Source organism: Streptomyces sp. NBC_00775 (assembly GCF_036347135.1).
Taxonomy (GTDB): domain Bacteria; phylum Actinomycetota; class Actinomycetes; order Streptomycetales; family Streptomycetaceae; genus Streptomyces; species Streptomyces lutosisoli.
In genome coordinates this window covers 1,032,144-1,045,131 of record NZ_CP108938.1, presented here as the reverse complement: position 1 = coordinate 1,045,131, position 12,988 = coordinate 1,032,144, and the positions used below count along the sequence as shown (strand labels likewise).

The 12,988-nt window shown below is 70.1% G+C and carries 10 protein-coding genes; 3 read left to right on the top strand and 7 right to left on the bottom strand.

Annotation, left to right across the window (positions count from 1 at the left end; genetic code table 11):
• Positions 1-23: 23 nt before the first annotated feature.
• The 3 genes from OIC96_RS04875 to OIC96_RS04865 are packed head-to-tail and all read left to right on the top strand — an operon-like array spanning position 24 to position 1,116.
• Positions 24-281, top strand: a complete 258-nt coding sequence (locus tag OIC96_RS04875) for a phosphopantetheine-binding protein (protein ID WP_330309110.1) — start codon at positions 24-26, stop codon at positions 279-281.
• Between the two features lies 1 nt (position 282).
• Positions 283-759 (top strand): SRPBCC family protein, encoded by a 477-nt coding sequence (locus OIC96_RS04870; RefSeq protein ID WP_330309111.1) that lies wholly within the window; start codon positions 283-285, stop codon positions 757-759.
• Positions 760-783: 24 nt separating this feature from the next.
• Positions 784-1,116: a TcmI family type II polyketide cyclase gene (locus OIC96_RS04865; protein ID WP_330309112.1), complete on the top strand. Its 333-nt coding sequence runs from the start codon at positions 784-786 to the stop codon at positions 1,114-1,116.
• An 85-nt stretch (positions 1,117-1,201) separates the two neighbouring features.
• Here OIC96_RS04865 and OIC96_RS04860 read toward each other — a convergent pair whose 3' ends face one another.
• The 7 genes from OIC96_RS04860 to OIC96_RS04830 form a co-directional block, all read right to left on the bottom strand.
• Positions 1,202-2,248, bottom strand: coding sequence for a methyltransferase (locus tag OIC96_RS04860; protein WP_330309113.1), 1,047 nt, complete (start codon positions 2,246-2,248; stop codon positions 1,202-1,204).
• Positions 2,249-2,302: 54 nt separating this feature from the next.
• On the bottom strand, positions 2,303-3,367 hold the full coding sequence (locus OIC96_RS04855) for a right-handed parallel beta-helix repeat-containing protein (protein WP_330309114.1): 1,065 nt from the start codon (positions 3,365-3,367) through the stop codon (positions 2,303-2,305).
• Positions 3,368-3,546: 179 nt separating this feature from the next.
• On the bottom strand, positions 3,547-5,766 hold the full coding sequence (locus OIC96_RS04850; RefSeq protein ID WP_330309115.1) for an NADP-dependent isocitrate dehydrogenase: 2,220 nt from the start codon (positions 5,764-5,766) through the stop codon (positions 3,547-3,549).
• Positions 5,767-6,221: 455 nt separating this feature from the next.
• Positions 6,222-9,698 (bottom strand): P-loop NTPase fold protein, encoded by a 3,477-nt coding sequence (locus OIC96_RS04845; protein WP_330309116.1) that lies wholly within the window; start codon positions 9,696-9,698, stop codon positions 6,222-6,224.
• 18 nt (positions 9,699-9,716) lie between these two features.
• Entirely contained in the window at positions 9,717-10,790 is a 1,074-nt protein-coding gene (locus tag OIC96_RS04840) for a mechanosensitive ion channel family protein (RefSeq protein WP_330309117.1), read from the bottom strand.
• A gap of 344 nt (positions 10,791-11,134) precedes the next feature.
• The gene (locus tag OIC96_RS04835) at positions 11,135-11,899 is read right to left on the bottom strand and encodes a crotonase/enoyl-CoA hydratase family protein (protein WP_330309118.1); all 765 of its coding nucleotides are present in this window, start codon (positions 11,897-11,899) and stop codon (positions 11,135-11,137) included.
• Between the two features lie 72 nt (positions 11,900-11,971).
• A complete protein-coding gene (locus OIC96_RS04830) occupies positions 11,972-12,946 on the bottom strand; it encodes a lysylphosphatidylglycerol synthase transmembrane domain-containing protein (RefSeq protein WP_330309119.1) in 975 nt (324 codons plus the stop codon).
• Between the last annotated feature and the right edge of the window lie 42 nt (positions 12,947-12,988).

Below are 12,988 nucleotides of genomic sequence, written 5' to 3'. Positions count from 1 at the left end.
CGGGCGGGAAGGAGAACACACACATGATCATCGAAGTGACTGTCGACGAACTGGCCAAGCTGATGAAGAAGGCCGCCGGAGTCTCCGTCGACCCCAAGGACCTCAAGCACGCGTCGGATTCGCCGTTCGGCACCCTCGGCCTCGACTCGCTCGGCCTGCTCGGCATCGTCGGCGAGCTGGAGAACCGGTACAGCAAGCCGCTCCCGCCCGACGCGGAGCGCTGCAAGACCCCCAGGGAATTCCTCGACCTCGTCAACAGCACCCTCAAGGCTGGAGCCTGAAGTGGCCGGACACACCGAGAACAGCATCACGATCGACGCCCCCCTCGACCTCGTCTGGGACATGACCAACGACATCGAGAACTGGCCGCAGCTCTTCAGCGAGTACGCGTCCCTGGAGGTGCTCTCCCGCGAGGGCGACACGACGACGTTCCGCCTGACCATGCACCCGGACGAGAACGGGAAGGTCTGGAGCTGGGTCTCGGAGCGGACCATGGACCGCGCCGGGCGGACCGTCCTGGCCCGCCGCGTCGAGACCGGCCCCTTCGCCCACATGAACATCCGGTGGGAGTACAAGGAGACCCCGCAGGGCACCCACATGCACTGGGTGCAGGACTTCGCGATGAAGCCCGAGGCCCCGGTCGACGACGCCTGGATGACGGACAACATCAACCGCAACTCCGTCACGCAGATGGCCCTCATCCGGGACAAGATCGAGCAGGCCGCCCGCGACCGCCAGAACGCGCCCCTGCCCCGCTGACCCCCGGCTCAGGAAGGACACCCGATGCACCACGCCCTGATCGTCGCCCGCATGGCGCCCGACTCGGCCCCGGCGATCGCTGACGTGTTCGCCGCCTCCGACCGCGGCGAACTCCCGCACCTGATCGGCGTCAAGCGGCGCAGCCTCTTCCAGTTCGGTGACGTGTATATGCACCTCATCGAAGCCGACCAGGACCCGGCGCCCGCCATCGCGAAGGTGGCCGGGCATCCCGAGTTCCGCAGCATCAGCGAGGAACTCTCGGCGTACGTCAGCGCGTACGACCCGCAGACCTGGCGCAGCCCCAAGGACGCCATGGCGCACTGCTTCTACCGCTGGGAGCGCGACGCCGCCTCCTGAAGCGAGCGCCGGGACACAACCCGAGGCCGCCGACCCCGCGCAGAACGCGGAGCCGGCGGCCTCGGGTTTTACCGGGTCTCCCGGGCTAGCCCGGGATCGTGCACTCGAAGGCGTGCAGATACGCGTTGACCGGACGGAACTCGTCGATGACGAGCCCCGCGTCCGTCAGCCGGTCGACCATGCTCTGCCGGGTGTGCTTCGCACCGCCGACATTGAGGAGCAGCAGCAGGTCCATGGCCGTGGTGAACCTCATCGACGGGGTGTCGTCCACCAGGTTCTCGATGACGACGACACGGGCACCGGGCCGTGCGGCCTTGCGGACGTTCGCCAGCGCCCTGCGGGTGCTGTCGTCGTCCCACTCCAGGATGTTCTTGATGATGTACACATCCGCCTGGACCGGGATGTCCTCGCGGCAGTCCCCGGGCACGATGCGCACCCGCTCGGCCAGCGAACCGCCCTTCCGCAGGCGCGGATCGGCGTTCTGCACCACTCCCGGCAGATCGAGCAGCGTGCCGTGCATCCCGGGGTGCTTCTCCAGCAGGCTGACCAGGACCTGTCCCTGGCCGCCCCCGATGTCCGCGACCGAGGACACGCCCCGCAGTTCGAGAAGGTTCGCGACGTCCCGCGCGGACTGCTCGCTGGACGTCGTCATGGCCCGGTTGAACACGTACGCCGATTCCGGGGCCTCTTCGTTGAGATAGTCGAAGAACTCCCGCTCGTACACGTCCTCGAAGACGTTCCGGCCGGAGCGCACCGCCTCGTCGAGCTTCGGCCAGACGTTCCACGTCCACGGCTCGGTGCACCACAGGGCGATGTACCGCAGGCTGTGCGGATCGTCCTCGCGGAGCAGCCGGGACATCTCCGTATGCGCGAAGCTGCCGTCCGGGAGCTCCGTGAAGACTTCCCGGCAGGACAGCGCGCGCAGCAGCCGCCGCAGGGTCTTCGGCTGGGTCTTCACCGCCGCCGCCAGATCCTCCACGCTCATGGGCGTTTCTGTCAGGGCGTCGGCCACACCCAGGCGGGCTGCCGCGCGTACGGCGGCGGCGACCGCCGCTCCGAAGACCAGCTCCCTCAGCCGCATGGGCGGCGGGGGAGCCGCATCCACTCTCGTCACCGGGTCAACGGTCGTCATCTGTTGCCTCGCTTCTGCTGTCGTGCTGTGTGGGGGGACTCGGGAGCGGGCCGGTCAGCACATTCCGGCGGGCTGGGAGACCGCGCACGTGTTGCCGTGGAATGTGTTGCCCTTGCCGGTGGTGTCACGGTTGGCCAGATCGGCCGGGCTGTTGCGCGCCAGCACGTTGTCGCGGATCTCGTTGTGCTGGCTGAGGGCGCCCACGAAGCTCTTGAACAGCACGATGCCGCCCGACAGCGGGGAGGTGCCCGCGTTGTCCTCGACCCTGTTCTCCGTCACCTTCGCGTCCTCGGCGCCGGTGAGGACGATGCCGGAGCCCTGCAGGAAGGGCAGCCGGGCGGTCTTGGGACAGAGCTTGTTGTTGGCGTGGATGTAGTTGCGGCGCACGCTCAGTGCCCCGACGCGCGGCTTGTTCTCGTCACCCACGATGAACACCGCGGTGCAGTTGCCGGTCGCCTCGTTGTGATCGACGGTCAGGTTCCGCAGCCGTCGCACCGTGACGCCGATCCGGTTGCCGGCCAGACGGTTGTGACTGACCACGGTCCCCTTGGCGTCCCGGGCTCCCTCCTCGGTGTCGACCGTGTTGGAGAGGAACAGGCCGGCGTCGCCGTTGTTCTGGGCGAGGTTGTGGCGGAACACCCCGCGCACGGACCTCTCCTGGGCGAGGCCCCACTGGCCGTTCTTCTCGGACGTCACGCCCTGGACCGTCAGCCCATCGGTCCCCGACGCCCACAGGCCCTGCTTGGTGAAGCCTCTGAGGGTCAGTGAGCGTACGGTGACGCCCTTGACGGGACTCTTGTCCGTCCCCGTCACGCAAATGCCGTTGCCGGCCTTGGCGCACGTGCTGTCGGCGGTGGCGGCGCCCGGCACGATGACGGTGTACTGGGCGCCGGAGCCCCGCAGGGTCAGGTTCGGCACCGTGATGCGGACGCTCTCGTGGTAGGTGCCGGGGGAGAGGAACACGGTGTCCCCCGGTCGCGCGGAGTTCACGGCCTTCTGGATCGACTCGCCGGGGTTCACCAAGTGCACCGTCTGGTGGTCGGCGGACGGGGCTGCACCCAGCCCCGACGCCACGACGACCACGGTGCAGGCGAGGTAGGCCATCTGTCGTTTGGTCATATTGCCGAAGCTATGAGCGGCTGTTCCGGCCCGCCACCGCTGATCACCCAGGTGGGCCGCCGCTGTCACCTCCCTGCGCGCGTACGGGTGAGTTGGACGTCACCGGAGAACACGACCGCCCCGGCCGGAAGATCCGGCCGGGGCGGTGCGGTGGTGGCCCGGGGGCCGCCGACGGTGTGTCAGGCGAGGGTCGCCAGCGACTCGTTCCAGGTGGCCGACGGGCGCATGACGGCCGCGGCCTTGGCCGGGTCGGGCTGGTAGTAGCCGCCGATGTCGGCCGGGGAGCCCTGGACGGCGATGAGCTCGTCGACGATCGTCTGCTCCTGCGCGGCGAGCGTCTCCGCGAGCGGGCCGAACGTCTTGGCGAGGTCCGCGTCGTCGGTCTGCCCCGCCAGCTCCTGCGCCCAGTACAGGGACAGGAAGAAGTGGCTGCCGCGGTTGTCGATGCCGCCGACGCGACGGGTCGGCGACTTGTCCTCGTTGAGGAAGGTCGCCGTCGCGCGGTCGAGGGTGTCGGCCAGGACCTGGGCGCGCGCGTTGCCCGTGGTCGTCGCGAGGTGCTCGAAGCTGGACGCCAGCGCGAGGAACTCGCCCAGGCTGTCCCAGCGCAGGTAGTTCTCCTTGACCAGCTGCTGCACGTGCTTCGGCGCGGAGCCGCCGGCGCCCGTCTCGAAGAGGCCGCCGCCCGCCATCAGCGGGACGACCGACAGCATCTTGGCGCTGGTGCCCAGCTCCAGGATCGGGAACAGGTCGGTCAGGTAGTCACGCAGCACGTTGCCGGTGACCGAGATGGTGTCCTCGCCACGGCGGATGCGCTCCACGGAGAGCTTGGTGGCGTCCTCCGGGGAGAGGATGCGGATGTCCAGGCCCTCGGTGTCGTGCTCGGGCAGGTACTGCTTGACCTTCTCGATGAGGACGGCGTCGTGCGCGCGGTCCTCGTCCAGCCAGAACACCGCCGGGACGCCGGTGGCGCGGGCGCGGCTGACGGCCAGCTTCACCCAGTCCTTGATCGGGGCGTCCTTGGTCTGGCAGGCGCGGAAGATGTCGCCGGCGGAGACGGCCTGCTCCAGGACGACGTTGCCGGCCTGGTCGACGAGCCGGACCGTACCGGTGGCCGGGATCTCGAAGGTCTTGTCGTGGCTGCCGTACTCCTCGGCCTTCTGCGCCATCAGACCGACGTTCGGGACCGAGCCCATGGTCGCCGGGTCGAAGGCACCGTTGGCGCGGCAGTCGTCGATGACGACCTGGTAGACACCGGAGTAGCTGCTGTCCGGCAGGACCGCGAGGGTGTCGGCCTCCTGGCCGTCCGCGCCCCACATGTGGCCCGAGGTGCGGATCATCGCCGGCATGGAGGCGTCGACGATCACGTCGGACGGGACGTGCAGGTTGGTGATGCCCTTGTCCGAGTCGACCATGGCGAGGGCCGGGCCCTCGGCGATCTCCGCGTCGAAGGAGGCCTTGATCGCGTCGCCCTCGGGCAGCGCCTGAAGGCCCTTGAGGATGCCGCCGAGGCCGTCGTTCGGGGACAGACCGGCCGCGGCCAGCGTCTCGCCGTACGCCGCGAACGTCTTCGGGAAGAAGGCGCGCACCACGTGACCGAAGATGATCGGGTCGGAGACCTTCATCATCGTGGCCTTGAGGTGCACCGAGAACAGCACGTCCTCGGCCTTGGCGCGGGCGATCTGGGCGGTGAGGAACTCGCGCAGCGCGGCGACGTGCAGGACGGACGCGTCCACGACCTCGTCCGCGAGGACGGGTACGGACTCGCGCAGCACGGTGGTGGAGCCGTCCTCGCCCGCCAGCTCGATACGGAGCGAGCCCGCCTCGGAGATCACCGCGGACTTCTCGGTGGAGCGGAAGTCGTCGACGCCCATGGTGGCGACGTTCGTCTTCGACTCGGACGACCACTTGCCCATGCGGTGCGGGTGGGTCTTGGCGTAGTTCTTGACCGACGCGGGGGCGCGGCGGTCGGAGTTGCCCTCGCGCAGCACCGGGTTCACGGCGGAGCCCTTGACCTTGTCGTAACGGGCGCGGATGTCGCGCTCCTCGTCCGACTTCGGCTCGTCCGGGTAGTCCGGAAGCGCGTAGCCCTGCCCCTGCAGCTCGGCGATCGCGGCCTTCAGCTGCGGGACCGAGGCCGAGACGTTCGGCAGCTTGATGATGTTCGCCTCGGGCGTCTTCGCCAGTTCGCCGAGCTCGTGGAGGGCGTCGGCGATGCGCTGGCCCTCCTGGAGGAACTCGGGGAAGAGGGCGATGATGCGCCCGGCCAGCGAGATGTCACGGGTCTCCACAGTGACACCCGCCTGCGAGGCGTATGCCTGGACCACCGGCAGGAACGAATACGTCGCCAGGGCCGGGGCCTCGTCAGTGTGCGTGTAAATGATGGTCGAGTCAGTCACCGGGTGCTCCGCTCCACGTCTGCAACATTGCTCGACATCAAGATATCTCGTGAGCGACCCCCTCTCGACAGGGCCCTCGGGGTGGATGTCCCGCGGTGTCGACGTCCGGGATGATCCGTACCCTCCCAGGCACCGGTCGCCGGCAGCCGAGGCGCGGCCGCCGGTCCGGTGCCGAAGGCGGGAGTCGCCGAGGACCAGGCGCGACGCGCTTCACCCCTTCGGCGCGTCGCGCCTGCGCACCCCCGGCCGGGCTCGCTCCGTATCCCCGAGGGCGGGGCTGCCCTGCCTGGCGGTGTCGTACTACCGCGCGACCCACCGGCCCACCGCCCGAGCGGCGGCCATTCGACTCGGCTTTCCCGCCCCTCGTGGGGCCCGCCGAGTTGGGGCGAACCGCGGGCCGGCGGGCCGTTCCTGCGCCCCTTTGAACCGTTCGGCGGCGGTGCGAGACCGCGGGCCTAGAGCCGCTCCGCCATCGCCGCGAGCTGCGCCCCGTCGTGCTTCTGGAGCAGCGCGCGCAACGCGTCGCACGCGTGCTTGTACCGCTCGTCCTGGAGGGCCGTGCGTGCGCGGGCCTCCTCCCACGCCTTGTCCTCATGCCTGGCGAGGGCCAGCCAGTGCAGTCCGGGGCGCCCGTCCACCGGTCGCCGGAGGTGGGACTGGAGGGCGGGCCACCGGGCGGCGATCTCGGCGAGCACGACCAGGTGGAGGGCCTGCTCCACGTCGAGCTGGTCCGCTCCCCGCTCCTTGTGGCCGACGACCCGGAGGTAGAACTGCCAGATCGTCAGCAGGCGCTTGGTCTCCCGGATGGACAGGTCGGGCTGGTCGTAGAGCCGTTGCTGGATGAGGGCACGGACGACGGGGTTGGTCTCCAGGGCGCGGGCTCGGATGTCCGGCTCGGGGTCGGCTGCGGGCGCGAATACGAGCGATGCCGTCTGGGGGGCCTCGGCCGTGGGCTGCGCCGCCGGCTCGGTCTCCCCGCCGCCCGTGGGTGCCGCCGACTGTGGCGTGGGCGGCGCCGTGGGCTGCGCGACGGACCCCAGCAGTCCCGACAGCGCCTCGTCTATCCCGGTGTCGGTGATCGGCGGCAGAATCACCGGGAGCTGGATGAGCTTGCGCAGAAACGTCCAGCCCCAGGAGGGGTCCCCGTTGGACGGACGGGACTTCTCCGGCTGGAGGTCCTTGAACGCCTGGTCGAGATGACCGGCGACCACGGCTGGGTCGAGCCCGATGACGAACCGGCATTGTGCCCGCGCGTCCGTCGCTTTCGGTGTCTGCTGGGCCTGCTCCGCCTTCGTTGTCTTATGCCCTGTCTTCTCCCTTATCTCCCGCCATACCTTCACTATCCACTTTGTCTTCTCTGCCTGGTCGGCGGTCTGACACGGCGCGGCGTCCTGCAGGGCTCCCGACAGGAACAGGTTGATCGCCTCGAAGACCTGGGCGGTCGTGCCCGGCGAGCATCGGTCGAGGTCGTCGATGAACACGATCAGCTCATGACCGCGGCCGCGCAGGCTCGCCAGAAGTTCACGGATGTCGTGCTGGACCAGGTAGAGGTATCCGGAGCGAGCGTTGAAGTAGGGGTCGCGCAGAGCGGGGTCGGCGGCGCCGCCCATCCCCGGGGCCAGCGCGCCGCTGAGTACGGGGCCGTCGAGGACGTCTCCCGGCAGGAAGGACCTGGCACGGCCGAAGAGGAACCGGCCGACGGTGTGGAAGAGCCCGGCTGCGAGGAGCCCGGCGGGGATGGCCAGGGCCAGTTTCGGTGCGGTGAGCGTGAATCCCCACACGGTGTAGGTCTGATCCGCCTTCACCAACTGCGCGATCAGCGGGGGCAGCAGGGCGAACACGGCCAGCCGCAGCAGCGGAGAGGCCAGACTCCGCCAGAGCTTCCGCCTGAGGTGGCGGCGCTCCAGACGCAGCCGGTTGCGGAACAGCCAGTACCTTTCGCGTGCCCTGTCGTCCGCCCCCAGCACGGGGTGCGCGGCCTCGATGATCGAGCGCGTCAGGCCCGCCCAGATCTGCTCGTTGGACTGATGGGCCCAGGGATTGAAGTGGGCGATGACAGGCAAGCCCCGCAGGGCCTCGGCGCGATGTCGGCCCCGACGAGTGGTCTCCTTCCTGCCCGACCCCAGGATGCGCAGTGCCGATCTGACGGAGAGATGCCGGGGCATCGGCAAGCGCCACCACCAGGACCACCACCAGCGCCGCGACCAGCGTTCGGGCTTCGGCTCCGGCTGTGGCCGACGGCGGATCAGCTCCTGCTCGATGAACCGCATCGTGGTCGACTTGCCCGAACCCCACGGTCCTTCGAGCGCTACGACGGTAGGGCCGTGGGCGTCGGCTCCGGTGGCGGACTCGTCCGGCTCCGGCGGGGCGAGCAGGTCGGTGATGGCGGCGACCATGGCGGTTCTGCCGATGAGGTCGGCCTCGGCGAGGCGGTCTCCGAAGCCCCGGGTGTGGAGCGAGCCTGGGGAGGAGGCGGGGTCCTGGGCGGACTGGCTTTCGGGCAGGGCTTGCGGAGGATTGTGGCTGCGGGATACGAACTCGTCGAGGGAGCGGAGCAATTCGTCGGTATCCGGTGCGGCCGCCAGCAACGCGCGGAGCGCGGCTACTTGAAGGCTGCCCACCGTGTCGAACGCGGGGTTGTCCAGCGGCGGTTTGGAGATCGTCTCGGCGATTCCCTGCCAGTGCCGGTTCGACAGATCTGGAATCTGTGAGAGCAGCGGTATGAAGCCGCGTACCGCATTGTCGAACGCCTCGGCCCTGCCCGGCTCCGAGATGTGCTGAAGCGGCAGCGGCATGCCGAGTGCTGTGCTCAGCGCTTCTCGTGCCCCGGCGTCGTTGGTTCTCTTGATGAGAGCGTCCCACCACGGGCCTTCCTCACGCGCCAGGACCAGCAGACGGAACGGCGTTTCGGAAGTGCGGCGCGCAGCCTGTTCGAGCACAGGGAGCAGCTGGTCCGTCTGCGCTTTGCCGTCGTCGACGATCAGCAGCGTGGGCGCCTGAAGTTCGGCGATCCTGGCCAGTCGATGGGAGGGCGCATCCGGCCGCAGTACGCCGACGGCCCACTCACGCCGGCCCAGTTCCACGGCGAATTGGAGGGCCAGCCGACTCTTGCCGAACCCGGCCGGAGCCGTGCACAAGCACACCTGGATGCCGGAACCCCCGGACCAGTCCCTCAGCCTTTGGAGTTCCTTCTCTCGTCCGCTGAAGGGCAGGACCCGCGCCTCGGGGGCGAGGAGCGACACGAGTGATGTGAACGTACGCACAGGGAGTGGTGGTCGGGCGATGCGCGTGAGCTCCACGGCCTCGGGCACCAGCGGCACACCGGTCCGGGACGACACCAGCTGGGCGAACTCATCGTCGCGCGCCAGCTGAGTCGTACGCGCCGCCCGCAATCGGCCGTCGGCGCCGAGCGCGCTGACCACGCCGATCATGAGGTCGTCGACGAAGACGGGAGCTCCCGTGATCCCGTCCAGAGGACCACCGCCGGGAACGTTGTCCGGAACACCCCGGATGATCCAGCCCGACGTGGCGGATCCCTGCATCGGCTCGATGCGGCCCGTCAGCAGTTCGATGTCCCTGAGGCCGGTCCGCCGCTGGGCGAACTGTGGAAAGCCCGTCACCGTGCATTCCACTGTGTCCCTGCCGGCGAGAGTCCCCCACCGGGTCGAGACATGCCGTCGGCCGCGAAGCCACCGCTCATCGGTGATCTCCAGCAGCGCCGCGTCCAGACGCTCGGAACTGCGCCACCGCACGGCGCACGCGATCCAGTCGTCCTCGTCCGTGAAGCGCACCGCGAGACGGTCGCTGTTGGTGCTGTTCAACCCGACGACGTGTTGCGCCGTCAGGACCAGGCCGTTGGCGACCAGGTAGCCGGATCCCGTCAGTCGTGCGCCGACGGTGATCTCCGCCACCCGGCTCTCGTCCACGCCCATCGCCCAGAAATACCAGACTTACGAGAGCGGTGTACTGCCCTCTCGCTGATGCGGGACGGCAGCGCTTCCCGGCTGCAGCGCCACCGTCCGGGTGGGCGCCGGAATCCGGATGCCCTCCTCCCGGTAGCGCTTGTGCACACGCTTGATGAACTCGTGCTTGATCCGGTACTGGTCGCTGAACTCGCCCACGCCGAGGATCACGGTGAAGCCGATACGGGAGTCGCCGAAGGTGTGGAAGCGGACGGCGGGTTCGTGGTCCGGGACGGCGCCGGTGATCTCGGTCATCACCTCGGCGACGACCTCGTTGGTCACCCGCTCGACGTGCTCCAGGTCGCTGTCGTAGCCGACGCCGGCCTGGACCGTGAGCGTCATCTGCTGCTCGGGCCGGGTGAAGTTGGTCATGTTGGTGCCCGAGAGCTGGGCGTTGGGGATGATGACCAGGTTGTTGGAGAGCTGACGGACCGTGGTGTTGCGCCAGTTGATGTCGACGACGTAGCCCTCCTCGCCGCTGCTGAGGCGGATGTAGTCGCCGGGCTGGATCGTCTTCGACGCGAGGATGTGGACGCCCGCGAAGAGGTTGGCGAGGGTGTCCTGGAGAGCGAGGGCCACCGCGAGACCGCCCACGCCCAACGCCGTCAGCAGCGGGGCTATCGAGATGCCCAGCGTCTGCAGCATGACGAGGAAGCCCATCGCCAGCACCAGGACGCGGGTGATGTTGACGAAGATGGTGGCCGAAGCGGCGACGCCCGACCGGGACTGGGCGACGGACCGGACCAGGCCGGTGATCACCCGTGCCGCCGTGATGGTCGACACCAGGATGAGCAGAACGGTCAGCGACCGGTTGACGTTGCGCCCGACCTGCGCGGTCAGCGGAAGCACCGCGGCCGCCGACGCGATCCCGCCGGCGATCGCCGCCCAGGGCACCAGGGTGCGCAGCGCGTCCACGATCACGTCGTCGCCGCTCCAGCGGGTGCGCAGCGCGTGCTTGCCCAGCCAGCGCAGCAGCATGCGCAGCAGGAACGCCGCCAGGAGACCCGCGGCGACGGCGATCCCGGCGACCATCAGATCGTCCAGGGTGAGGGAGCGCTTCACCGGTGACCTCCGTTGCGGCCGTGGAGAAGGCCCGAGGGCCGGATGTGCTGTGTCGTCACTTGCCACCTGCTCGAATCCGGGAACGCACGATCACACCCGGACGGATGTTCGTCGTCCGGGGCGACCGCTCATCCTGCCGCATGCGCCTGCCCACCCGTCACCAGGCCTGCGCGGACCCGCCCTTGACGGCCGCCACCGACGCGGGATGTGCTCATGGACGGTCGGGTGCGTCCCGCAAGGGGCCGGCACGAGGTGATCGTGGAGCGGGGTCATGACCGGCGGTGGCATCGGTTCCGGGACCGCTCCCGCACGCCCCCGCCATCTGCCCGCCGGACCCGTCCGCGTCACAGCCCGCTGAACGAACCGTGCCGCCCGGCTCCCGACGCGAAGCGGGCGGCGCCCTCCAGGCTCTCGGTCAACACGCCCATGCCGTAGTGGAGTTCCGTGCGCAGGGCGACCTTTTCCACCAGGCCCTCCTGGTCGAGGACGGAGGCGCGGTCGCTGCGGAGGCAGGACTGCGGGAAGCCGGCGATCTCGGCGGCGAGCCGCTCGGCCTCGGCGCGGGCGCGGCCGGTCGGGACGAGGCGGTTGGCGAGGCCCATCCCGTACGCCTCGGGGGCGGGGACCGGGCGGCCGGTGAGGATCATGTCCATCGCACGGCTCGTGCCGATGAGACGGGGGAGCCGTACCGTGCCGCCGTCGATCAGCGGGACGCCCCAGCGGCGGCAGAAGACGCCGAAGACGGCGTCCTCCTCGGCGACCCGCAGATCGCACCAGAGCGCCAGTTCCAGGCCCCCGGCCACGGCGTGCCCCGCGACCGCCGCGATCACCGGCTTGGTCAGGCGCAGCCGGGTGGGGCCCATCGGCCCGTCGCCGTCCTCGGTGACCTGGTTGCCGCGCTCGGTGCCGATCGCCTTGAGGTCCGCGCCCGCGCAGAACGTGCCGCCCTCGCCCCAGAGCACCGCGACCCTGGCCGACTCGTCCGCGTCGAACTCCCGGAAGGCGTCGGCGAGTTCGGCGGCGGTCGGCCCGTCCACCGCGTTGCGGGCCTCGGGGCGCGAGAGGACGACCGTGGTGACGTATCCCTGACGTTCGATCCGGACCGGCATCGTGCTGTCCCCTTCCGCTGGCTGGCGTACGCCGAGGTTACTCCGGGGTAGTGCCGCCACCCTGACGTCGGCTCAGATCACCTTCCAGCGGACCAGCGCCCCGAGCGTCAGCGCCCCCGGCAGCAGCGGCAGCCACACCGTGATGATCCGGTACGCCAGCACCACCGCCGTCGCCACGGCCACCGGACCGCCCGCCGCGACCAGCGCGACGACCAGCGCGGCCTCCACCGAACCGATCCCGCCCGGCGTCGGCACCAGCGCGACCGCGGCCGTCGCCGCCAGATAGGCGATCGCCATGTGCGCGGGCGGCACCGCCAGCCCCAACGCCTGCCCCACCGCGGCCAGCCCGGCCGCCTGGAGCAGCGGGAAGGCGAGCGAGCCGCCCCACAGGGCGAGCGCGCGGGACGGGCGGGAGTGCACGGAGCGCGCCTCGCCGAGCGCGGTGCGCAGGAAGGAGAAGACGGCCGTACGCAGCCGGCGCACGAGAAGAAGCGTCGTCACCGCCGCGCACAGCACCAGGCCGGCGCCGAGCAGCAGCGGGCCGATCGCACCGTCCGGAAGGAGGCTTCCGATCCGCAGTGCCCCGGGGAACGCGATGAGCAGGCCCAGCAGCAGGCCGAGCCGGGCGATCGACTCCGCGAGCATGTACAGCGCGAGCGCGGCCGACGAACGGGCGAGCGGCACGCCGCACACCGTCATGAACCGCAGATTGACCGCGCTGGCGCCCAGGCCCGTCGGCAGCAGATGGTTGGCCGCGCCCGCCGCGAACTGCGTGGCGAGCAGCCGGCGTGCGGGCAGCCGCTCCATCACCGCGCCCTGGCGGGTGAAGGCCGCCGCGACCCAGGTCAGGCAGGTCGCGAGGACCGCGGCCGCGAGCCAGGGCCACTCCGCCGACTCAAGATGGCCGAAGCCCTCCATGAGCACGGACCGGTGGCGCACCCCGACCACCAGGACCAGGGCGAGCGGGAGCAGGCACAGCGCCGGCCGGACGGCAGGCCGGAGGGAGAAGCGTCTGGGGAGTCCCTGGGGGAGTCGTACCGCGGTCACATCGGGAGAGGTTTTCCACACCGCACCAACGTGGGGTTGCGG